Source organism: Anaerobacillus sp. 1_MG-2023, assembly GCF_030547345.1.
Taxonomy (GTDB): Bacteria; Bacillota; Bacilli; order Bacillales; family Guptibacillaceae; genus Guptibacillus; species Guptibacillus hwajinpoensis_B.
Map to the genome: position 1 here is coordinate 244,286 of NZ_JAUORD010000005.1, position 22,709 is coordinate 266,994.

21 protein-coding genes and 4 tRNA genes are annotated in these 22,709 nt (G+C 39.9%); 2 read left to right on the forward strand and 23 right to left on the reverse strand.

What is annotated here, in order from left to right; genetic code table 11:
• The first annotated feature begins 93 nt into the window (after positions 1–93).
• The gene (locus tag Q4550_RS11385) at positions 94–1,092 is read left to right on the forward strand and encodes a tRNA dihydrouridine synthase (RefSeq protein ID WP_303532776.1); all 999 of its coding nucleotides are present in this window, start codon (positions 94–96) and stop codon (positions 1,090–1,092) included.
• Positions 1,093–1,488: 396 nt separating this feature from the next.
• Positions 1,489–2,934, forward strand: a complete 1,446-nt coding sequence (locus Q4550_RS11390; RefSeq protein WP_303532778.1) for a DEAD/DEAH box helicase — start codon at positions 1,489–1,491, stop codon at positions 2,932–2,934.
• A gap of 204 nt (positions 2,935–3,138) precedes the next feature.
• Here Q4550_RS11390 and rlmH read toward each other — a convergent pair whose 3' ends face one another.
• From rlmH to rpsF, 23 genes are all read right to left on the reverse strand, one after another.
• On the reverse strand, positions 3,139–3,618 hold the full coding sequence (gene rlmH / locus Q4550_RS11395; RefSeq protein ID WP_303532781.1) for a 23S rRNA (pseudouridine(1915)-N(3))-methyltransferase RlmH: 480 nt from the start codon (positions 3,616–3,618) through the stop codon (positions 3,139–3,141).
• A 108-nt stretch (positions 3,619–3,726) separates the two neighbouring features.
• Entirely contained in the window at positions 3,727–3,891 is a 165-nt protein-coding gene (locus Q4550_RS11400; protein ID WP_226615923.1) for a CxxH/CxxC protein, read from the reverse strand.
• 81 nt (positions 3,892–3,972) lie between these two features.
• Entirely contained in the window at positions 3,973–5,184 is a 1,212-nt protein-coding gene (locus Q4550_RS11405) for a S1C family serine protease (protein WP_371017936.1), read from the reverse strand.
• An 84-nt stretch (positions 5,185–5,268) separates the two neighbouring features.
• A complete protein-coding gene (locus tag Q4550_RS11410) occupies positions 5,269–6,063 on the reverse strand; it encodes an MBL fold metallo-hydrolase (RefSeq protein WP_303532783.1) in 795 nt (264 codons plus the stop codon).
• A 14-nt stretch (positions 6,064–6,077) separates the two neighbouring features.
• Entirely contained in the window at positions 6,078–6,980 is a 903-nt protein-coding gene (locus Q4550_RS11415) for a two-component system regulatory protein YycI (protein WP_303532784.1), read from the reverse strand.
• Positions 6,967–8,352, reverse strand: a complete 1,386-nt coding sequence (locus tag Q4550_RS11420; protein WP_303532844.1) for a YycH family regulatory protein — start codon at positions 8,350–8,352, stop codon at positions 6,967–6,969. Before Q4550_RS11420 ends, Q4550_RS11415 begins: the two co-directional genes overlap by 14 nt.
• Before the next feature lie 2 nt (positions 8,353–8,354).
• Positions 8,355–10,157, reverse strand: a complete 1,803-nt coding sequence (gene walK / locus Q4550_RS11425; protein WP_194218168.1) for a cell wall metabolism sensor histidine kinase WalK — start codon at positions 10,155–10,157, stop codon at positions 8,355–8,357.
• Positions 10,158–10,164: 7 nt separating this feature from the next.
• Positions 10,165–10,872 (reverse strand): response regulator YycF, encoded by a 708-nt coding sequence (gene yycF, locus Q4550_RS11430; RefSeq protein ID WP_098445599.1) that lies wholly within the window; start codon positions 10,870–10,872, stop codon positions 10,165–10,167.
• 268 nt (positions 10,873–11,140) lie between these two features.
• Positions 11,141–12,547, reverse strand: a complete 1,407-nt coding sequence (locus tag Q4550_RS11435; protein WP_303532789.1) for a peptidoglycan DD-metalloendopeptidase family protein — start codon at positions 12,545–12,547, stop codon at positions 11,141–11,143.
• Between the two features lie 291 nt (positions 12,548–12,838).
• Positions 12,839–12,914 (reverse strand) — tRNA-Phe (locus Q4550_RS11440).
• Between the two features lie 178 nt (positions 12,915–13,092).
• A tRNA-Asp gene (locus Q4550_RS11445) sits at positions 13,093–13,168 on the reverse strand.
• Between the two features lie 119 nt (positions 13,169–13,287).
• Positions 13,288–13,364 (reverse strand) — tRNA-Met (locus tag Q4550_RS11450).
• Between the two features lie 30 nt (positions 13,365–13,394).
• Positions 13,395–13,470, reverse strand: a tRNA-Lys gene (locus Q4550_RS11455).
• Between the two features lie 118 nt (positions 13,471–13,588).
• A complete protein-coding gene (locus Q4550_RS11460) occupies positions 13,589–14,026 on the reverse strand; it encodes a PilZ domain-containing protein (RefSeq protein ID WP_303532791.1) in 438 nt (145 codons plus the stop codon).
• A 128-nt stretch (positions 14,027–14,154) separates the two neighbouring features.
• The gene (locus tag Q4550_RS11465; RefSeq protein ID WP_194218165.1) at positions 14,155–15,441 is read right to left on the reverse strand and encodes an adenylosuccinate synthase; all 1,287 of its coding nucleotides are present in this window, start codon (positions 15,439–15,441) and stop codon (positions 14,155–14,157) included.
• Positions 15,442–15,685: 244 nt separating this feature from the next.
• Complete coding sequence (gene dnaB, locus Q4550_RS11470; RefSeq protein ID WP_194218164.1) at positions 15,686–17,047, reverse strand: replicative DNA helicase; 1,362 nt, start codon at positions 17,045–17,047, stop codon at positions 15,686–15,688.
• A 48-nt stretch (positions 17,048–17,095) separates the two neighbouring features.
• Positions 17,096–17,539 (reverse strand): 50S ribosomal protein L9, encoded by a 444-nt coding sequence (gene rplI / locus Q4550_RS11475; RefSeq protein ID WP_194218163.1) that lies wholly within the window; start codon positions 17,537–17,539, stop codon positions 17,096–17,098.
• A complete protein-coding gene (locus Q4550_RS11480) occupies positions 17,536–19,512 on the reverse strand; it encodes a DHH family phosphoesterase (protein ID WP_194218162.1) in 1,977 nt (658 codons plus the stop codon). Before Q4550_RS11480 ends, rplI begins: the two co-directional genes overlap by 4 nt.
• Positions 19,513–19,527: 15 nt before the next feature.
• Positions 19,528–20,454 carry a YybS family protein gene (locus Q4550_RS11485; protein ID WP_303532794.1) on the reverse strand — a complete coding sequence of 309 codons (927 nt, stop codon included), beginning with the start codon at positions 20,452–20,454 and terminating at the stop codon, positions 19,528–19,530.
• A 603-nt stretch (positions 20,455–21,057) separates the two neighbouring features.
• The gene (locus tag Q4550_RS11490) at positions 21,058–21,357 is read right to left on the reverse strand and encodes an HPr family phosphocarrier protein (protein ID WP_194218160.1); all 300 of its coding nucleotides are present in this window, start codon (positions 21,355–21,357) and stop codon (positions 21,058–21,060) included.
• A gap of 155 nt (positions 21,358–21,512) precedes the next feature.
• Positions 21,513–21,749, reverse strand: coding sequence for a 30S ribosomal protein S18 (gene rpsR, locus Q4550_RS11495; protein WP_048311135.1), 237 nt, complete (start codon positions 21,747–21,749; stop codon positions 21,513–21,515).
• A gap of 63 nt (positions 21,750–21,812) precedes the next feature.
• Entirely contained in the window at positions 21,813–22,325 is a 513-nt protein-coding gene (gene ssb, locus Q4550_RS11500) for a single-stranded DNA-binding protein (RefSeq protein ID WP_194218159.1), read from the reverse strand.
• Positions 22,326–22,351: 26 nt separating this feature from the next.
• A complete protein-coding gene (gene rpsF, locus Q4550_RS11505) occupies positions 22,352–22,648 on the reverse strand; it encodes a 30S ribosomal protein S6 (RefSeq protein WP_194218158.1) in 297 nt (98 codons plus the stop codon).
• Between the last annotated feature and the right edge of the window lie 61 nt (positions 22,649–22,709).

Sequence of the window (22,709 nt, forward strand, 5' to 3'; positions counted from 1 at the left end):
ATTCAGTCTAACTAGTAATGGATAAGATAGAAACATTATTACTTTTTAATTTTGGGAACTTGTTTTCCCTTAAGGAAAGGGTTCAGATATACTATGAAAGATAATTTTTGGCACGAGTTGCCTCGACCATTTTTTGTTCTTGCTCCAATGGAAGCTGTGACGGATGTTGTTTTTCGACATGTTGTGAGTGAAGCAGCGAGACCTGACGTGTTTTTTACCGAGTTCACCAATACTGCAAGCTACTGCCATCCGAGAGGAAAAGACAGCTTAAGAGGACGATTGACATTCACAGAAGATGAACAGCCAATTGTTGCCCATATTTGGGGAGACAAGCCCGAATACTTCCGAGAAATGAGCATCGGCATGGCAGAAATGGGTTATCGTGGAGTGGATATCAATATGGGCTGTCCTGCTCCTAATGTTGCCACTAAAGGGATGGGATGCGGACTCATTCGTCGTCCTGATGTTGCAGCGGAAATCATCCAGGAAGCGAAAGCGGGGGGATTGCCCGTCAGCGTAAAGACTCGCCTTGGTTATACGGAAGTGGAAGAATGGCGTCACTGGCTGAAGCACCTTCTAGAACAGGATATTGTTAATCTTTCCATCCATCTTCGTACGAAAAAGGAAATGAGTAATGTTGATGCGCATTGGGAGCTGATTCCGGAGATCAAGAAACTTCGAGATGAAGTTGCACCAAATACGCTTCTGACGATTAACGGCGATATTCCAGACCGTCAAAAGGGACTTGAACTTGTTGAGAAGTATGACGTGGATGGCGTTATGATCGGCCGTGGGATTTTCCATAATCCGTTTGCTTTTGAAACAGAGAAGAAAGAGCATACGAGTGAAGAATTGCTTGATCTTCTTAGATTGCAGCTCGATTTACATGATAAATATTCAGCAGAACTAGAAACACGTCAGTTTATAACACTTCGCCGCTTTTTTAAGATCTATGTAAAAGGATTCCGTGGCGCAAGTGAATTAAGGAATCAGCTTATGAGCACTGAATCCACTGATGAAGTGCGTGCTCTTCTTGATGAGTTTAAAGAAAAAGAAAGATCAAATGAAAGTGAAAATTTTTCTGTTTCTTGAGTAAAGTTTGAGTCATTTGAACCAAATCGATCTTAGATTGTTACAGGAGAGGAGAGCCATTCGTGCTTTTCTCTCTTTTTTTATAAGACTATTTAAATAATCCATTTTGATTTTTGCCTCATTGAAACTCTGTGATGACCAATCGCATTGAGCAAAAACGGAGAATCAACAGAAGAAAACTGGTCTGGCTTCAATATGGAGGCTTGACCCTATTTCTTTAAAGGATTATCAAATGTGATGTCAGACAACTTATATCTGTTACTTTTAAAAATTTAATATAAAAGCCGGTTTCTCCCGCACTTTTCAAGTATAATGGACCATATTCTGATAATGCATATAATATTTCTTGGAGAGAATTCTATACATATGACGAAAAACCAAAAACGAGGTTGAAAAATGACTAAAAAAAGTTTTGCAGAATATCATCTTAGCGAAGAAATAAAAAGAGCACTAGATGTGCTAAAATACGAAACGCCAACAGAAGTTCAAAGTGAAGTTATTCCATTAGCATTAGAAAATCAAGATCTTGTCGTAAAAGCTCAAACTGGAAGTGGAAAGACTGCTTCCTTTGGTATTCCTGTTTCCGATATGATTGAATGGGAAGAAAAAAAACCACAGGCCTTAATTCTTACTCCAACGAGGGAGCTTGCGGTTCAAGTCCGCGAAGACATTACGAATATCGGAAGGTTTAAACGCATTAAAGCAGTGTCCGTTTATGGCAAAGAACCTTTTACGAAACAAAAGGATGAATTGAAACAAAAAACTCATTGCGTCGTTGGTACTCCTGGACGGGTCATGGACCATATTGAACGAGAAACTCTAGCTTTGGATCAAATAAAATATCTTATCATAGACGAAGCTGATGAGATGCTTAATCGAGGTTTTATCGATAAAGTAGAAGCGATTATTAAAGAGTTGCCTTCAAACCGAGTAACAATGGTTTTTTCTGCTACCTTGCCTAAAGATGTTGAAAATCTTTGCCATAAATATATGAATGATCCGATTCAGATTGAGATTGAATCGGACGGTATGACAGCCGATACCATTGAACATTCTTTAATTGAAGTGAGAGAAGAAGAAAAGATCTCACTGCTTAAAAACATCACGGTTGTAGAAAATCCAGACAGCTGCCTCATTTTCTGCAGAACCAAAGAACACGTTGATTCTGTTTATAGCGAACTAGAGAAATCTGGATACCCTTGCGAGAGGCTCCATGGGGGGCTAGAACAAGAAGACCGGTTCTCTGTTATGGAAGGTTTCAAACTGGGGAACTTCCGCTATCTGGTGGCTACCGATGTAGCTGCGAGAGGTATTGACATTGATAATGTGACACTTGTTATCAACTACGACGTTCCTATGGAAAAAGAAAGCTATGTACACCGAACAGGAAGAACCGGTCGCGCTGGAAATAAAGGAAAAGCCATTACGTTTTCGACGCCTTTTGAAGGAAAGTTCATTAAAGCAATTGAAAGATACATCGGCTTTGAGCTACCAGCTATAGAAGCTCCAAGCCATCTGGAACTGGCTGGCAAAAAAGCAGCTTTCGAAGAAAAACTTAACAGCCGACGCATTGTAAGAAATAATAAAACAGCCCGCATCAATCAAGATATTATGAAACTTCATTTCAACGGCGGTAAAAAGAAGAAAATTCGTGCTGTTGATTTTGTTGGAACGATCGCAAAAATCTCTGGAGTCACTGCAGAGGATATCGGCATTATAACCATCCATGATCATATGTCCTATGTTGATATTCTGAATGGCAAGGGCTCACTAGTTCTACAGGCCATGGAGAATGCGACTATCAAAGCAAAGAAGTTAAAAGTGAGCATAGCCATTAAATAAAATATTTATAGAAATTCTTAAATCCCCCTCACTTTAAAAAATGAGGGGGATATTTGCTTCTATATGAAATTAAAAGAGACATGATGACCACAGTGTTCGGTCTAGCCAAGTGTAGCTCCTACTGTACTGAATACAATGCGAACAAAGTAATATGTTTTTTCCTAAAAAACTTGAGATTTTGACTCTTTTCATTAATATCCTCATTTACTTATGATACGGTTCGCCTCTATTAATCTTAAACGCACGATAAACCTGCTCAACTAGAATAAGCCTCATTAGCTGATGAGGAAAAGTCATCTTAGAGAAGGAAAGCGTGTCATTTGCTCTCTTGAGAACATCATCACTTAAACCAAGGGAGCCTCCAATAACAAAAGCTATTTTACTCTTTCCATATGTTGCGAGCTGGTCAAGGTCGCGTGCTAACTGTTCAGAAGTTTTCATTTTTCCTTCAATAGCTAAGGCAATTACGTGAGCATCAGATGAAATTTTGCTCATAATGCGATCACCTTCCGCCTTTTTCACCTGAAGCATTTCGGTGTCACTTAGGTTCTCTGGAGCTTTTTCATCTGAGACTTCGATCACTTCTACTTTTGCGAAAGGACCGAGACGTTTCGTATATTCCGCAATCCCCTGCTTTAAATATTTTTCTTTCAGTTTCCCCACAGTAACAATACTTATGTTCAAAAGTTATCCACACCTATCCTTTTTTCTTAAATCCACAGCAGATAAACAAGTTATCCACAGAAATTATCCACATATACACATTTTTCACCCACATGTCGTGACCGAATATTAGTTCGATACCATATATGTTGCGCTGTTTTTGCAATACTCACATGTTGTGGACAACTCATTTGATTCTTTCTCAAGCTCTTCTAATACAGGGAAACTTTCAGTTTCATCAACAATTACATCAAGAGCCAATTCAACATGATCTTTACAGCAGTATATTTTCATTCTATCTCTCCTTCATTTCACTTATCCACTGTGCATAAGTTTCTCCAAAAAGAAACAGGAGAGTTCCCCCTCCTGCGCTATTTAAGAGCTTTGCTGCTCGGCAAGTGTCACTTCTACTTCTTGTTTCGTACCTTCACGATAGACTGTTAATTTCACTCGGTCTCCAATTTCTTTTTTTGTGTAAAGAAATTTACGAAGGTCGATTGAATTCTTAATTTTTTCTCCATCCATTGCTGTTATAACGTCAAGCTCTTTTAAGCCCGCAATATCACCTGAAGAAGTAGGGAAAACACTCATAACTACGACTCCATAATCGACTTTATCTGGCAACTTTAGTGATTCACTCCAGTGATAGGTAGGAATCTCCGAGAGTGATTTTGTTCCTATTCCTATTTGAGGCCTTCTGACTTCGCCGTACGACTCTAGATCATTAATGATAGGCTCAGCGATATTGATTGGAATCGAGAAGCCAATTCCCTCTACGCTTGATTGAGCGATCTTCATTGAGTTAATCCCTACTAATTGACCTGAGATGTTAATTAACGCTCCTCCACTGTTACCTGGGTTAATAGAAGCGTCTGTTTGAATTACATCAGCATTCCAATCAATTGTCCCATTCTGATCAGTATCTACTGGAAATGAACGCTCAGGGTTGCTAATAATACCTTGTGTGACGGTCCCTTCAAGAAAGCCTAATGGATTACCGATGGCTATAGCTGGTTCACCTGGCTTGAGGGTATCCGAGTCACCAAATTCAGCAACCATTGTAACGGCCTCAGAAGGGATTTTAAGGACGGCAAGGTCCATTAGAGGGTCAGTACCTACAAGCTCTGCAGAAACGCGCTTTTCGGCGTTTAAGCTCACTTCAAGCTGCCCTGCACCTTCAACTACGTGATTGTTAGTAACAACAAATGCCTCTCCGCCTTCTTTTTTATAAATAACGCCTGATCCTGCTCCTGCTTCTCCGTAATCCTCTGCCCAGAAATCTGTTTTTTGTAAATTAATCACTCCGACAACCGCTTCGCTTACATTCGCAACAGCTGAGGTAATGTCATTTGTTACATCAATACTAATATCTTTAGTAATCGCCCGCTGTTCCGACTTCACTTCCGCTTCTTCATCTTGCGGAGGTTGAATATCAGGCAGCACGCCTACATCCGAGAGAGCAGGCACAGTAAAGAGAATAAGTAATGCGCCTAGAATGGCACCAATCAGTCCAGCCATAAATGCACCGCCGCGATTACCTTTCTGTCGCATCGGTCGATTGTTTTCATCACCATCATAATAGCCCAAATTCTTCACCAATCCTTTCAGTTAAAAAAGGAGACCTCAGAATCAAGACTAATCTATCTTACTTGCCCTCACTCAAGCTTCTCGTCATAACTTCGTAACAAGTGTTGGCGCAGCAGGATCTGTATCATATAGAGCAATCTGCTCTCCGATTGCAAAGCCGTTTTGTTCAAGGGTTTGTTGGACAGAAAGTCTTGCCAGGTCTTTCATGTTATTATCTTTACTTAAATGGGCTAAATAAATACGCTTTGTTTGATCACCAATTATATCTGATAGGGCAGCTCCCGCATCTTCATTCGAAACGTGACCCATGTCACCTAAAATTCGTCTTTTCACATTCCATGGATAGCGCCCCATCATAAGCATATTGATGTCATGATTTGACTCAAATACAAGCATATCTGAATTGCGAATCGTTCCTTTGATTCGATCACTTACATATCCAAGGTCTGTCGCGATACTAAGTTTCTTACCTTCGTGATGAAAGGTATAAAACATCGGCTCGGCTGCATCATGGGAGACACCAAATGATTCGACATCAAGATCGTCGAAAGTTTTCACAGTATCCATATCAAACTGAAACTTTTGTTCTACTGGTATTGCACCAATTAGACTTGACATCGCTTCCCACGTTTTTGCATTTGCATATATAGGGAGCTTATACCTTCTTGCAAATATGCCAAGACCTTTAATATGATCGCTATGTTCATGAGTCACAAGCAACCCATCTAGATCCTTTGGATCGAGATGGGCTTTTGCGAACAGTTCTTCAAGTTTTTTTCCGCTTAATCCGGCATCTACAAGAAGCTTATGCTTCTCTGTACCAACATAAATGGCGTTACCAGTGCTTCCGCTTGCAAGCACACTAAATTCAAGAGACATATTCCATTCCTCTCCTACTTATCGCTTGTTACCGTTTTAGGCTTAGAAGGATCCGGTTTCTCACTGTCATCTGAATCCTCCTCATCCTCTTGCTCATTGGTTTCGACCTCTTTAGGATCACTAAAGACTGTTTTCTCAATCGCATTGACATAATAGTTCTGAATTGGTTTATCCTTGTTTTCGTTCTTAACGACAACATGCCACGTTGGAACGAAAACAAATGTATCGCGGTCATCCTCGTTCGTAACTGTTGTGTAATAGCCAATTGACATGTCATCTACTTTGTCATTTAAAGAAATATCCTGCTGATTCACAAGAAGCCCAATCGTTTCAGAAGCTGGATCGATTTTACGTTCTTTGCCGATTTTCTTTAAGTTCAAGTATGTTTGCGTATAAGAGACAACCTTGTCATCTTCAAGCGTAACAATTAGCATACCTGAATCCTGGCTATAAATAGGACGATCTTCAAAGGTTTCCGCGAAATAAATAATGTTTGGATTATTCTCATCACGGGCGTAAAACTGATACTTCCCACCTTCATACACATACGTCTCTAGAAATATTGAAAAGGCAGAAGGCTCGTCCGGATCGCTTATCGGGAACGGCTTCTTAAGAGTGGAGATTAACTTTCGTCCATCAAGCGTAATGTCCTGACTTGTTCCCTCTTCTAACGTTTTCTCTTCTTGCTCTGTAAATTCATGAACATCTCCACTAATGAAAGACATCTTCTCCGTTTGAACAGGAAGGTTTTTCTCATACGTTACGTTTAAATTTTTTAATTGATCTTCAATCGTAACCTGCTCATACTGCTCGAGATCACTTAATTCGGTTTGCTTCTTAAATAAATCACTAGCTAGAAAGATATTAAACACAAGAAACGTTAATATTAATATCGTTTTCGTTCTATTCCAATCCAACTGATTCCCCTCCCTGTTCATTGCTAATGGATTGTAGCGGTGTCCAGGAATTGTTCAACTTCACATACCATTGGGGAATAAGCGTAAACTCATAATTTTGTTCTGCTGACCGGTCAATTGTGAAACCCATTGTTATGTTTTGTATTTCGGTTTTCTTAAAACTTCCCTCGTCTAGTAGAGAAAGGACTTCTTCATAATTCGGTAGCTTACGATCTCCAATTTCTCTAGCGTATTGAATAACCTTCAACATTCGCTTGTACGTGCTAACATCATCATTTTCAAGGGTTACATCAATCTCATCAAGATCTTCTGTTGAAGAGCTATAAACTGGATAGCCACCGGTATATAGTCGGAAGGTAATTTGATCTGTATTGTTATCAGAAGATCTGATCCATTCGTTCAGCACATATTCATCATCATCGTAATCGGTGATACGAAAACCAAAATGCTTATTGATAAATCCATAGGCATCCAGAATAGGAGATTCATTCGATACATACCGACTTGTTGTAGAAGGTGGATTCTTAAACACCATAAATTCATTTTCATGACTAAACGTTAAGTCTCGGCTTCCGTCAGTATAAAGATCAGAAATATTGTTGAATGAGTTCTTCTCAACACGATCTTGTTCAGGAAAAAGCGCTTCTTTAAAATCTTCTTCATTTGCTAGCTCATCGGAACTTCCTCCGAACGTCGTTAAAGAAGGACCTTGTATCGGAATATAAAAGGTCGGTAGCTCGTCAGAAACTTGAAACGGTTTGGCACGAAAAATCTTATTTTCTTCAGCTTCACTACTATTAACCTCAAAAGAAGAGAAGACGTTTGAATACCATTCTTTTATATCATTCGAGGCTTCAACCGTAGCTCGCATTCCATCACCATTGGCTGTATTGAGGAAAATGATTTCATTGTTTTTACCTGATGCAATGGACGGAATGATAATGCGATCGAATGTCGACAAAGGAATATCGTCTTTCGAAATGCTCACTAGTTTCTTCAAAACGTCATTTGAAAGCAATGTTGGAAAAATAAGCTCTACGCTATTGCCGGTCTCCCGTATACTTTTCATATCATTCTCCATCGTAAAGGACTTGATTTTCATTCCGGAGATAAATTCATTGTAAAAAGAATCAATGGTATTGGAATAAAAGGAAGTAAAATGTTGATTATCAATGTGATAAACGAGCTGATTTGGTTTTACAACTTCATTGATACTTACTTCCTTAATACCAACAGGACTTGCTTCTGTAGGAGCAGCTTCCTTTTCGTACTCAGGTTCGAATGTCCAAATCTGCCACGTTAGAAACAAGCTAGTTAAAACGAGAACATTGAGTAAAACGGTTTTAAAGTTCTCAAATTGTTTCTTCGTCATTCTCACTTGTCTTCGACCTCCCTTATTCGCTTATAAGGGAGAGTAAAGTAGATCGTTGTTCCATGTCCCCACTTACTCTCTGCCCAGATATCCCCATGATGGGCATGGATCATTTCCTTGGCAATAGCCAAACCAAGTCCAGTTCCTCCAAGCTGCCGTGAGCGAGCTTTATCTACACGATAGAACCGATCAAAGATCTTCGAAAGATTATTTTTGGGTATGCCAACACCTTCATCACTGATGCTGATTCGGATCTTCTTCCCAATCGTCCAGCATCTTGCTGTGATAGTACCTCCATCCGGGGAGTACTTAATCGCATTAGAAATAATGTTATCAAGCACCTGTGTCATTTTGTCCTTATCCACTTTTGTGTAAATCGCTAAACGCGGAAGCTGCCTAACAATTTCAATATTCTCTCGCTTCGACATCTCAAAGCGATCAAGCACATGATCAAACATCTCAACGAAATCGACTTCCGTAAACTCAAGATGATACTCTTTCTTATCCATTTTAGAAAGCTGTAATAGATCATTAACTAACCTGATCATACGCTCTGTTTCATTTTGCGTGACGCTTAAGAAGCGCGGAGCAATTTCAGGATCCTGTAATGCTCCCTCCTGAAGCGCCTCAAGGTAACTTCTCATCGTTGTAAGAGGCGTACGTAACTCATGTGACACATTCACTACAAATTCACGTCGTTCCTGTTCAAGCTGTTCTTGCTCTGTAATATCATGAAGGACAGCAATCAATCCATTAATTGGACCGTCTTCTTTATGGATAATAGAAAAGTTAACTCGAATAATAAACGTTTGTTGATCATCACTTAAATCTAGAATCATTGAGTCAGGACCATTGTAAACATCATCCCACGTCTTCTCTTCAGCGAACTGAAGAATTTTGTTTAGTGATGTTCCAAGAACCGTTTCACGTGAAACGTTCATCATTTCCTCAGCACGATCGTTCATTAGAATGATCATACCTTCTCGGTCTGTAGCAATAACACCATCCGTCATATAAGCAAGCACAGATGTAAGTTTACGTCGCTCACCTTCTGTAATGGCATTAGCTTCTTGAAGCCTTCTTGTTAAATCATTAAAGGCTAACGCAAGCTGTCCAATCTCATCTTCTCCGTACACCTTCACTTTTCGAGTGAAGTCGCCTCGGGCCATCACAAGTGCTTGTTTTCTCATATCCGAAATTGGCCTTGTTATCGTACGAGAGATAATAATACCAAGTAGGCCTGTCAGTACCAGGGCAATCAAGGCAGATTGAGCCAATAAACTATTCACTTCATCTGCTTGTTCAAATACCTGATTCATATTTGCCTGAATATACACCGCTCCAACAGTGGTGTTCGTTTCACCTTTAATAGGATAGCCATAAGCTAAAAACCGCTCTCCTTCACTATCAAGAAGAATTTCTTGTTCAGCTACACCATTTAGTGCACTATCCACGAAATCATTCGTCGCACGTGTTCCTTCGAGACCATCATCATTAAGCGTACCGACTACTTGACCTAATGAATCAACTACTAGAATTTGACGAATTTCATTTTGGCTAAAATTTCTAATCAAGTTATTAATCGTATCATCTTCTTCATCGCTCTTACTATTCACCTGATCAGAGACATTATCAGCTAGAAGTTCAGCACGATCGCGAATGGAACTAGCGTAGTTACTCTGAAACTGCTCTTCTAACTTGTCGTTAAAATAAACAGAGATAAACTGGATGGCCACAAGAATAAGAAGAACATAAACAATCGCAAACTTAAAATGAATGGATTTAAAAAAACCGACCTTTCCCATCTAAAGTTTACTGCTCCTGTTCCGGTTCACGCATATAGTAGCCAACGCCACGTCTTGTAATAATCCATGTCGGATGGCTTGGATTATCTTCGACTTTCTCGCGTAATCGACGTACTGTTACATCTACTGTTCTAACATCGCCAAAATAATCATATCCCCAAACAGTTTGTAACAAATGCTCTCGGGTCATAACTTGACCTATATGTTTTGATAAATAATGTAGCAATTCAAATTCTCTATGTGTTAACTCAATTGATTCTTCACGCTTCGTAACAAGATAAGCATCTGGATGAATCGTTAGCGCACCCACTTTAATAAGCGAATTCGGTGAAGATTCTTTCTCAGGCTCCTGTTGACGACGGCGCAAATTAGCTTTCACACGCGCAATAAGCTCACGTGTACTGAAAGGCTTTGTGACATAATCATCAGCACCAAGCTCAAGACCTAGCACTTTATCAATTTCAGAATCCTTTGCCGTTAGCATAATAATTGGCATCTCATACTTTTTACGAACTTCACGACAAACTTCCATTCCGTCACGTTGAGGTAACATAATATCAAGAAGAATCATATCCGGATTCTCTTCCTCAACTTTAGCAATGGCCTCATCTCCATCGTAAGCACAAACCACTGTAAAGCCTTCCTTCTCAAGATTAAATTGCAGAATATCTGCAATTGGTTTTTCATCATCTACAACAAGAATTTTCTTGTCCATTATGAACGCTCCTTCTTTGATATGACAATATCAATTTACCGTTGATATGAAACATGCATACTTTTGTCTATTTTATCATATTATGTAGGTTTTATTACGATTCCCTACCGCTCTTCCCTTAACTTCTATAAGAGAAACGCTACGTCCTTTCTCTTTCGTCTTATAACACCGTTGTCTAATGGCTTATGAAATCCTACTAATACATTCGCCATTCAAACACATCTTTCGCCAGGAAGTCATAAAAGAAACCTTCAGTTTTCACTGAAGGTTATTTTTTCACGTAATTCATTGGATTTTCAAGATCACCGTTCTTATATACTTCAAAATGAAGATGAATACCTGTTGAATCCCCTGTAGTACCCATAACTCCAATTTTATCACCTTTCTGAACCGTATCGCCAACTGAGACAGAAATGGACGCCAGGTGAGAATAAGTTGTTTTTAAACCATTATTGTGATTAACAGTAACCTGGTTGCCATAACCACTTCGCGTACCTGCAGCTGTAACCTTTCCATTATCCACTGTACGGATTGTTTTATCCGATACCCCAGCAATATCGATACCTTTATGGTAAGATCCCCAGCGATCGCCCTGCTTACTTGTAATTGTTCCTCCTACAGCAGGCCATGCAAATGAACCAGTTCCTTTTGATGGAATTACCTTTGTTCCAATTTTAATTACCTCATCTACAGGTTCCTTAGATACGTCTTCTTTAACTACTTTCTTTTCAACGGCTTTTCCATTTTCACGTTTTACTTTATAAGTAACAGTCTTCTTACCCTTTTCTCCAACTTGCGTTACTTTCTTCTCACCCTTTAAGAGAGAATCACTTTTCTTTTTAGTAACTTGATATGGAATTTCTTTTGTTTTTTCAATTTCTACCGTTTCTATCACGTTTACAAATTTATTCTTCTCAAGAACGTTTAATTGATCACCCTTCTGTATCTCATCCTCACTAGAAAGGTTGTTTTTCTCCATTAGATCTTTAACATCCATCTTAAACTTTTTAGCTACTTGTTTAAGAGATTGGTTTTCTGTAACTTTATATGTTACCTCTTCTTCAAAACCTGATTTAAGGAGGGACACTCCTTCCTCCTCCGTTAAAATATCCTCTGGATTCACTTCATTCTTTTCAACTGTAAACGGTTGTGAGAGCTCAACAGCATCGATCGGATGAGGCTTTTCACCTGATTCGAATACATTCATACTTGTTTTCTCAATTTCCTTCACTTTATCATCAGTAAGTAAGGACTTAGCGTACTCCCATAGAGCATCTTTTGCTTGTTCCTCACTCACGAAGCTCCCTACCTGCTCTCCATCAAAAGATAGGGTATACCCTTCACCAGTAAACGTAATTTCTTTATCTAATTGCTCGAGTGCTTCCTTATTATCAACTGAAGGTTTAAATAAGCGTTCCGTCACAACCTCCACGTCATTCTCAACTGATAACTTCACACCATTTGCCTTTTGTTCGTTTTTTAATTCCTTTATATTTTCGTTCAACACCGCTCGACTATCTACAGTGCCTACGTTTTCTCCATCTATATAAACGTGATAAACAGGCTTCATGAGATTATAAACTGATGCACCAACTGGTTCTATCCAAAAAAGTGTACTAACACTCGTTACTATGACCGAAAGTTGTATAAAACGACGTACATTTATTTTTTTCATGCGACTTCCCCCTGCTATAGCTAAAACTATCTTTTTTACTCATGTTTCGCACTTTATCATATACAGGAAGTCACATGGGTACAAATACTCAACTTGTAATAAAAATGTAGTCATTTCGTCACGATCGTGGCAACTCATACCAGAAAATTGGAAGGTTCTTCATCAATTGTCTTACACTTTAAATAAGGATCACGTCTGCAGTAAATAGTTCGCTTTTAAAAAATCTACAAAAAAACGCATACCCCTCAATGAGAGATATGCGATATATGTACGTTGTTAATTGAAAAATAATGGTGGCTCCGGACGGAATCGAACCGCCGACACGTGGATTTTCAGTCCACTGCTCTACCGACTGAGCTACAGAGCCATATAAGTTATACTGTCCATCAGCTTATGCTGTGTAAAACCTCTGTCCCTTCCTCTACAAGCCTTGCTTTGAAGCTAGCTGTGTCGGGACAACTCGTCGGAAATTCAATGAAGCTTTGCTCGTTGCTCTACCGACTGAGCTACAGAGCCATATTACTAATTCCATTTAATAGATTAAATGGCGGTCTCGACGGGAATCGAACCCGCGATCTCCTGCGTGACAGGCAGGCATGTTAACCGCTACACCACGAGACCATTCAAATATTGTTCACTTACGTTTGAGAGAAATCATACCAAGTTATGCGTTTAGGTTTCCCCTGAAGGGACTCCGATAAAAATTTAACAAGGAAGATTAATCGACGCAGTTAAATTTTTGGTTGCGGGGGCAGGATTTGAACCTGCGACCTTTGGGTTATGAGCCCAACGAGCTACCGAACTGCTCCACCCCGCGACGATATGTATCATTTTCATCTAAAGAAAATGGTGAGCCATGAAGGACTCGAACCTTCGACCCTCTGATTAAAAGTCAGATGCTCTACCAACTGAGCTAATGGCTCGTCATAAGTATCTTGTAACGACGACAAGATTTATCATATCATTGGATTTCATAAAAAGCAAGAGATCTTGAAAAGAAAATAAAAAAACAGCCATGGAGTAAGTTAACCCTGTCTTAATTTACCCCTTTGCCTGTTTATTTAATCGCTCTTTCATCAATTCACGAATTTCTTGTTTCCGACGATGACGTTTAATGGCGAAACGATTGACCTCTTGAAAAATGAGTGAGGATTCTTTATCCGTTTTGAGATGAAACTTTACACCAAAAAAGTGACTTGCTCTTGTGTTTGGATCATTAGGATTGTTTGGCTTCCCCCAGACCACTTCACCTGTAATGCGAAATGGTTCATCATTTAACTTAATCGAAAACTCCATATTCGTATGCATTGGCGCTTCGAAATCTACAGAAAAACCAATACCTTCGAGTCCAATATCATGAATATAAATTTTATGGTTAAAATCCGTAGCGACAGGTTTGTTCTTTTCAATAATTCTCATCCTTGCAGCAAAAGGAACGTCAAGCTGCTGACGAAAGACCTGTCTTTTATTGCGACTCATGCGAACACCTCATCAAAGTTTAACAATTTTGATAGTCCAAGTTTACCACAAAAATCGTTTTTCCGCAGAATTTTCCAACTTCTAATGTTCTAAAAAAAGCTGGCAGTCTCAGCTGCCAGCTCGATCAATTAAGCAAAAACCCCACGAATCATATTTGTTTGATTACGGTCTGGACCTACTGAGAAGATTGATAATGGAATACCTGTCAATTGTGAAACACGCTCAATGTAGTGACGTGCGTTAGGTGGTAAATCACCAAGGTTTTTCACACCAGTAATATCTTCTGTCCAACCAGGCATTTCTTCATAAACAGGTTCACATTCAGCAAGAACCTTAAGGCTTGCTGGGAACTCTTCAATAACTTCACCTTTGTACTTATAGGCTGTACAAATTTTAAGCGTTTCGATGCCAGTCAGTACATCAATGGAATTTAGAGAAAGATCGGTAATTCCGCTTACGCGGCGAGCATGTCGTACTACAACGCTGTCGAACCAGCCAACTCTGCGCGGTCTGCCAGTCGTTGTACCATATTCATTTCCTACTTCACGAATTTGGTCGCCTACTTCATCATGAAGCTCAGTAGGGAACGGGCCGTCACCTACTCGTGTCGTATAAGCCTTCGAAACACCAACAACGTGATTGATTTTACTAGGTCCTACACCTGAACCAATTGTAACCCCACCAGCAATTGGATTTGAAGATGTTACAAACGGGTATGTACCCTGATCGATATCAAGCATGACACCTTGTGCACCTTCAAATAGAACACGACGCCCTTCATCAATGGCATCATTAAGGACCACCGAAGTATCTACAACATACTTTGCAATCTTTTGGCCGTACTCGTAGTATTCTTCAAGAATATCTTCTTTTTTAAAGCCTTCAACTTCATACATTTTCTCTAGAAGACGATTTTTATCAGTTAGGTTACGCTCCAGCTTCTCTTCAAATACTTCTCTGTCAAGAAGATCACAAATACGGATTCCCACTCTTGCAGCTTTGTCCATATATGCTGGGCCAATTCCTTTTTTCGTTGTGCCAATTTTATTTTCGCCTTTGTACTCTTCTTCCACGACATCAAGCTTCAAGTGGTAAGGAAGAATAACATGTGCGCGATTGCTAATGCGCAGGTTATCTGTATTAATATTGCGTTCATGTAAATAGGCAAGTTCTTCAAGAACAGCTTTTGGATCAACAACCATTCCGTTTCCAATGACACAAATTTTATCGTCATAAAAAATTCCTGATGGAATCAAGTGAAGTTTGTACTTCGTATCATTAAATACAATTGTATGTCCTGCATTGTTTCCACCCTGATAACGAGCGACAACTTCTGCATTTTCCGAGAGGTAATCCGTAATCTTTCCTTTACCTTCATCGCCCCACTGTGTTCCTACCACAACTACTGATGGCATTTGAGCACCTCCAGATGCTTCCTACGATTAATTCATCAAGAAGCATACTTCTTTTTTTAAAAAACCCAGGGTAAGTGTACCAATTTGATGGTTGTAAGTCAACAAACCCGAACAATTATATAAATAAATATAATTATGTTCGTTATTTAGTTATTCCCTTCGAATAAAAATAAGACAAATGTAGTGCTTTTATTATGCTCATTTTTGTGAACTATAATAAAAAAGCCTCATAAAAGAGGCTTTTTTAGGCACCTGGTGGCATGTCACCTTCATCATGACGCCTTTCCAGGTTAACGAATTTATTGTATTCTTTCACAAACGCAAGCTCTACTGTTCCAACTGGACCATTTCGCTGCTTTGCAATAATAATTTCAATAATGTTTTTATTTTCCGATTCCTTATCATAATAATCATCTCGGTATAAGAACGCGACAATATCAGCATCCTGCTCAATACTTCCAGATTCACGTATATCAGACATCATTGGTCTTTTATCCTGTCTCGACTCAACTCCACGAGAGAGCTGTGATAGTGAAATGAGAGGTACTTCAAGTTCACGTGCTATGCCTTTTAAGGACCTCGATATTTCGGAAACTTCTTGTTGTCTGTTCTCCCCAGATCCATTACCACGTATAAGCTGCATATAATCAATTAGAATCATGCCAAGGCCCTTCTCCTGCTTCAAGCGTCGACATTTAGCACGAATATCACCAACTCGAATACCAGGAGTATCATCGATATAAATACCGGCATTTGAAAGACTCCCCATAGCCATCGTCAGCTTCTGCCAGTCATCTCCTGTCAGTCCACCTGTTCGAAGACGTTGTGCATCAATATTCCCTTCCGCACAGAGCATACGCATAACAAGCTGTTCAGCACCCATCTCAAGACTAAAGATCGCAACATTTTCATCCGTCTTCGTAGCGACGTTTTGAGCAATGTTAAGAGCAAAAGCTGTCTTACCTACAGAAGGTCTTGCTGCAACAATGATCAAGTCATTTCGTTGAAAGCCTGCGGTCATTCGATCAAGCTCAGAAAATCCTGTAGGAATGCCTGTAATATCTTCAGTACTGTTTTGTAGCATTTCAATATTATCATAGGCAGTTACAAGAACATCTTTAATAGATATAAAAGCTCCTGTATTCTTTCGCTGAGAAACCTCCATAATGGATTTCTCAGCTTCTGATAGAAGGTTTTCAATCTCATTTTCTTTCGCATAGCCATCAGAAGCTATATCTGTGGCGGCGCGAATAAGTCTTCTTAAGATTGATTTCTCTTCTACAATTTTAGAATAATACTCAACGTTCGCAGCCGTAGGAACTGAATTAGCCAGATCACTTAGGTAAGATACTCCACCAATTTCTTCAAGAATTTTAAGGTCCTGCAGCTCTGATGTAACCGTGACAAGATCGACAGGCTCACCCTTCTCGGAGAGATCAATCATGACAGAGAAAATCTTCTGATGTGCCGCTCTATAAAAGTCTTCTGGCTGCAATACTTCCGTTGCTGTTGTGAGTGCATCAATTTCTAAGAAAACAGCACCGATTACCGCTTGTTCAGCTTCTATATTTTGAGGTGGCGTACGATCAGCAAATAAATCACTCATGTTGTTTTCCCCCTGAGCATTTCGCTATTTTCCACCCGTGATCACCTATTATTGCTCTACCACATGTACTTTAACAGTTGCTGTTACATCATGGTGCAATTTAATGGGTACATTCGTGTATCCCAGTGAACGGATTGGTTCATCAAGCTCGATTTTACGTTTATCCACTTTGATGTCGTGCTTTTTCAGTTCTTCAGCAATATTTTTACTTGTAATGGATCCAAATAAACGGCCGCCTTCACCAGATTTTGTTTCCAATTCAACTTCAAGGCTTTCGATTGTTTCTTTCAGCGCTTTTGCCTCATCAAGCTCTTCCTGAGCCTTTTTATCATCACTGCGCTGTTTTGCTTTTAAGGTTTTCATATTTGCATTATTTGCTTCTAGAGCTAGATTATTCTTCAACAGATGGTTACGAGCATAACCGTCTGCCACATTTTTCACTTCGCCTTTTTTACCTTTACCTTTTACATCTTCTAAGAAAATCACTTTCATGATTCATCTTCGCTCCCTTCCAAATAGTTATCAATTGTTTCCTTAAGCAATTCTTCTGCTTCTTCGATTGATCCAGAATCAATTTGCGTCGCAGCATTGGTTAAATGTCCACCGCCATTAAGGCCTTCCATTATAATCTGAACATTAACATCACCAAGCGATCTTGCGCTAATGCTAATTTTACCATCAGTTCGTTTCGAAATAACGAAAGAAGCAATTACGCCGCTCATTGATAAGAGCGTGTCTGCGGCTTGTGCAATCAATACTTGATCGTAAGTTTGATCTCTTTCACCGAGTGCAATCGCAATACCGCTTCGATATATGTGCGATTTCTCTATAATTCTGGCTCTCCTAATATACTGTGCAATGTCTTCTCGTAGAAATTCCTGTACAAGAACAGTATCAGCTCCATGTGCCCTTAAATAGGATGCAGCGTCAAACGTTCTAGAACCGGTTCTAAGCGTAAAGCTTTTTGTATCCACAATAATCCCTGCCAAAAGAGCTGTTGCTTCCATAATATCCATTTTGAGCCTTTTCGGCTGGTATTCAAAGAGTTCCGTTACAAGTTCAGCTGTAGAAGATGCATATGGCTCCATATAAACAAGAACTGGATCTTCAATAAACTCTTCTCCACGTCTATGATGATCAATGACGACCACATGATCAAGCTTTTGTAAAAGGCGCTCTTCCATTACAAGAGAAGGTTTATGGGTATCGACGACAACTAGAAGCGTATTCGGTGTACAATTCTCGAGCGCATCTTCAGGATCAATAAAGCGAGCCCAAAGTTGGTCATTCCCTTCAATCTCTTCCATTAATCTTGAGACACCACTTGTCCGCTGATTTTGATCAAAAACGATAGAACCTTCTTTTCCATTGGCCTGTGCTACTTTTAATATACCTATCGAAGCACCGATGGAATCCATATCAGGATTTTTGTGCCCCATAATAATGACTTGATCACTATCCAGTACAAGTTCTCTTAAAGCGTGAGAAATAACTCGTGCTCGAACCCTTGTCCGCTTTTCAATCGGATTGGTCTTTCCTCCATAGAACTTCACTTTCCCGGTTGTCTGCTTAATCGCCACCTGGTCACCACCACGTCCAAGCGCTAAATCAAGACTAGACTGAGCTAATTGACCAAGTTCCGTAAGTGTACTGTGACCACTACCAATACCAATACTCAATGTAATGGAAATGTTCTCTTTCGAAGTAGCTTCACGCACCTCATCAAGGATAGAGAATTTATTTTTCTCCAAATCCTGAAGGATCTTTTGGTTTAATACAGCAAAGAATTTCTCAGATGAACTTCGCTTCAAGAATATTCCCTGCTCATCAGCCCAGTTATTCAGAATCGAGGTAACAGAGCTGTTTAAGTTACTACGCACCTGATCGCCCAGTCCCTGGGTTACTTCTTCATAGTTATCCAGATAAACAATCCCAACAACCGTTTTTTCTTCGCTATAAAGACGTTGTATTTCTACCTTTTCACTCACATCGAAGAAATAGAGAAGTCTTTCTTCTTGTTTGAAATAAGTTTTGTACTTACGATCATGGATCGTTAAAATTTCTTCATTCGCTTCTGACTTCAAAAAGGGAATAATTTGCTCCGATATATCATTCAACGAAAGTCCTATCAATTGCTCTTTCTCCATCATGATAGGCAAATATGGATTGGTCCATTCGATGTGATAATCCTCATCATACAGCAATATTCCAAAAGGCATTTCCATCAGAGCCTCGTCTCCCACCTTCTTCACACGGTGAGACAGAGTTGATACATAATCCCTGAGTGCAGCTTGAAATAAAGATTCAGCTCGAATCGCTGTATAAACAAGAAGCGTCATGACCACTACGCTTCCAACCCCTAATATCCAGTTGTAATAGGTGATGATGCCGATAAACAGGATGGAAATGACGAACAAGGCTACCACATGATAACCATGCCACCGTTTCGTTAAAAACTTTGGCATACTTTCAGCTCCTACCTATGATTTCATTCTCCTTCGCAATTCGAAACCAAGATCAATTATTCCAATAATAACAATAAATGATGTTAGTGCGAAGCCAAGAACCGTTAACAGAATTGGCACGACGATGGGCCATCCCTTTTGATGGCTAAAAAAGTAAATGACTGCAAGCCCCTGAACAAATATCAGTGCGTTGAGTATTAAGTAAACGTTAATGGATGCAACAAATACAGCAGATCCTTCTTCTAATCCTACCATCATAACAATAGTAACAACTAAATAATACCATAAAAAACTCTTCGGAAATGACCATTCTCGGATTGGTGGAAAGACTGGTGGATGAAAATTCCCTACCCTCTTTAAAATCGGCACTGAAATAAGTTGAGATATAAGCGCAATAACTGCCCCCATTAATACAAGAACAGTTGGGATAAGATATCGAATTAAACTAATTTGCTCCCTAGCCTGAGCAATTTGATCCGAATTCCCTCCTAAAGCTTTCGCCATTGACTCAGCCTGTTGAAAAGATTGATTCATCATTTCCATAGATAAATCTGCTGGATTTTGACCAATAAGTAAAATACTTGAAACGAAAATGATAACCAAACCAACAACATAAGCAATGGTACTTCCAAGTAAAACAGCAAGCGCAGATTTACGAAGATAATATAAGTACCCTGCAGTTAAACCACCAAGACTAAATACTAAGGTAAAAGCAAACGAAGGTATACCAGCTGTTAATACCCCAATAACAATAGTGACGGCCCACATCACCAATCCACTCTTCAACCCATTCCGAACTACCATTAAAATGAACGGCACTGGAAGAGCCCATAAAGTAATGACACCAACAACGGGTACATACATCGTTACCAAAAATAAAACAGCAAACACAGCCGCAAGCGCAGCCCCTTCAACTAACGGTACAACAGCACGATTCTTCATCATTAACTCCTTTTCAGTAAAGCGGAGCGGGCCTGCTAAAATCCGCAAGCTGTTGGAGCCCATAGAGACTGAGGCGCTTTTTGCCTCATTCGATTGGGCGAAACAGCCGAAGGATTTGGCCCGCGCAGCTAGATCAATAAAGCGGAAGTGGGCGATTAGGTCCGACAAGCGCTGGAGACCTTTCATTTGAACACGGTCTTTGTGTTCGGATGAAAGGTTGAAGCGACTCGAGGACCTGCCCACTGCAGCTAGATCAGTAAAGCGGAAGTGGGCGATTAGGCTCGACAAGCACTGGAACCTTTTCATTTGAACACGGTCTTTGTGTTCAGAGGAAAAGGTGAAGTGATCGAGAGACTGGCCACTGCAGCTAGATCAGTAAAGCGAACGATAACGTTCGACTACTAAATAAATCTACATTAAGTCTCACGCCCTACGATACCAGTATTTACACGAATACAATAAACTACCTCTTATGAAATTCAAAAAAACGGGTCGAAATCCCCTTACTACATTGTAAGAATTTCTGCCCGTTTCAGCAAATGTTTCATTAATTTGAATAGTAAGCATTAAGAAAAGGCTGTTTTCTCAACAGCCTACTATGTATTACATAAGAGATAAAGTCTCTTCTTTTGCGCTATCCATTTCATTTTGAAGCCATTCTTCTAATTGCATAGATGCTTCGGTAGCATCCTCACCGTCAGCAATAAGAAGAAGTGAGTCATTTTCTTTCACCGTAAGATTGAACGTTATTACGCTTGTTAAGTTCTTTGCGTTAATGCTATGACCATTACGATAAAGTGACACGTGACTGTTAAACGACTTCGCTTTTTTTACGAATGCCATAAGGGAGTTCATACTAAGCTGCTCTGTCAGATTAATTGTTGTTGTTTCCACATTCTTCATTATTGTGGTTCCTCCTTACAGATCTCTTGTAAGGTTCTTATTCCCTCAATATGTGAAGTCATAAACCACTTATTCTCCAACAATGTAAAAAACATTATTTCAGAATAAACTTGTATAGAAAAAAACAGTGGGACAATGTCCCACTGTTTTTAGACTTACTCACCAAGTACGTATGGTAGTAAAGCCATTTGACGAGCGCGTTTAACCGCACGAGTCAATTGACGTTGATATTTAGCGCTAGTACCTGTTACACGACGTGGAAGAATTTTTCCACGCTCAGATACGAAACGCTTAAGAAGATCTGTATCTTTATAGTCGATGTAAGTGATTTTGTTTACTGTGAAGAAACAAACCTTTTTACGACGACCTCTGCGTCCACCTGGTCTTGCCATGGGTAGTTACCTCCTTTGCATTTAAAATTCGATCTCTGTTTTCACCGCTCGAAACAGAGAGTATTAGAACGGCAAGTCATCATCTGAAATGTCGATCGGCTTGCCATCGCTCGCAAACGGGTCATCTCCAAAATTGGAGTGATCACGGTTGTTATCACGATTTTGGTTCTGATTCCCGTAACCGCCGGTTTCTCTGTTTTGGTTGCCGCCACCGTAGTTGCTACTGTTGCCGCTTCCGCCACCGCCCTGGTTTGCACCTTTAGGCTCGAGAAATTGGACGCTTTCAGCCATCACTTCTGTCACAAACACACGCTGTCCCTGGCTATTATCGTAAGAGCGAGTCTGAACTCGTCCATCTACACCAGCAAGGCTGCCTTTTTTCAAGAAATTGGCTGCGTTTTCTGCCTGTCTGCGCCATACAACAATGTTGATAAAATCAGCTTCGCGGTCTCCCTGCTGATTCGTAAACGGGCGATTTACAGCTAGTGTAAAGTTCGCAACCGCTACGCCACTAGGGGTATAACGCAATTCAGGGTCTTTTGTTAAACGTCCAACTAATACGACGCGATTCAGCATCAGAACCCCTCCTATTTATAAAACAATTACTTTTTAGCTTCTTCTAGGTTGATCGTCATGAAACGAAGAACATCGTCGTTGATTTTCATCAAACGGCTGAACTCTTCAATCGCTTCAGTATTACTGTTAATGTTAAGAAGCATGTAGATCCCGCTGTTGAAATTCTCGATTTCATAAGCAAGACGCTTCTTACCCATTTCTTTAGTTTCATTAATTTCCGCACCATTGTCTGTAAGGATTCCGTTGAAACGCTCAACAAGAGCTTTCTGTGCATCCTCTTCAATGTTTGGACGGATAATGTACATAATTTCGTAGTTACGCATTCCGTTCACCTCCTTTTGGTCTAACGGCTCTCAATGGTAATTAAGAGCAAGGAGTAAGTAT

Excerpts from the sequence above, each read along its gene's own strand:
- Q4550_RS11385 (WP_303532776.1), top strand. The coding sequence starts at position 94 with ATGAAAGATAATTTTTGGCACGAGTTGCCTCGACCATTTTTTGTTCTT.
- Q4550_RS11390 (WP_303532778.1), top strand. The coding sequence starts at position 1,489 with ATGACTAAAAAAAGTTTTGCAGAATATCATCTTAGCGAAGAAATAAAA.
- Q4550_RS11400 (WP_226615923.1), bottom strand. The coding sequence starts at position 3,891 with ATGAAAATATACTGCTGTAAAGATCATGTTGAATTGGCTCTTGATGTA.
- Q4550_RS11410 (WP_303532783.1), bottom strand. The coding sequence starts at position 6,063 with ATGTCTCTTGAATTTAGTGTGCTTGCAAGCGGAAGCACTGGTAACGCC.
- Q4550_RS11420 (WP_303532844.1), bottom strand. The coding sequence starts at position 8,352 with ATGACGAAGAAACAATTTGAGAACTTTAAAACCGTTTTACTCAATGTT.
- walK (WP_194218168.1), bottom strand. The coding sequence starts at position 10,157 with ATGGGAAAGGTCGGTTTTTTTAAATCCATTCATTTTAAGTTTGCGATT.
- yycF (WP_098445599.1), bottom strand. The coding sequence starts at position 10,872 with ATGGACAAGAAAATTCTTGTTGTAGATGATGAAAAACCAATTGCAGAT.
- Q4550_RS11435 (WP_303532789.1), bottom strand. The coding sequence starts at position 12,547 with ATGAAAAAAATAAATGTACGTCGTTTTATACAACTTTCGGTCATAGTA.
- Q4550_RS11460 (WP_303532791.1), bottom strand. The coding sequence starts at position 14,026 with ATGAGTCGCAATAAAAGACAGGTCTTTCGTCAGCAGCTTGACGTTCCT.
- Q4550_RS11465 (WP_194218165.1), bottom strand. The coding sequence starts at position 15,441 with ATGCCATCAGTAGTTGTGGTAGGAACACAGTGGGGCGATGAAGGTAAA.
- dnaB (WP_194218164.1), bottom strand. The coding sequence starts at position 17,047 with ATGAGTGATTTATTTGCTGATCGTACGCCACCTCAAAATATAGAAGCT.
- rplI (WP_194218163.1), bottom strand. The coding sequence starts at position 17,539 with ATGAAAGTGATTTTCTTAGAAGATGTAAAAGGTAAAGGTAAAAAAGGC.
- Q4550_RS11480 (WP_194218162.1), bottom strand. The coding sequence starts at position 19,512 with ATGCCAAAGTTTTTAACGAAACGGTGGCATGGTTATCATGTGGTAGCC.
- Q4550_RS11485 (WP_303532794.1), bottom strand. The coding sequence starts at position 20,454 with ATGAAGAATCGTGCTGTTGTACCGTTAGTTGAAGGGGCTGCGCTTGCG.
- Q4550_RS11490 (WP_194218160.1), bottom strand. The coding sequence starts at position 21,357 with ATGAAGAATGTGGAAACAACAACAATTAATCTGACAGAGCAGCTTAGT.
- rpsR (WP_048311135.1), bottom strand. The coding sequence starts at position 21,749 with ATGGCAAGACCAGGTGGACGCAGAGGTCGTCGTAAAAAGGTTTGTTTC.
- ssb (WP_194218159.1), bottom strand. The coding sequence starts at position 22,325 with ATGCTGAATCGCGTCGTATTAGTTGGACGTTTAACAAAAGACCCTGAA.
- rpsF (WP_194218158.1), bottom strand. The coding sequence starts at position 22,648 with ATGCGTAACTACGAAATTATGTACATTATCCGTCCAAACATTGAAGAG.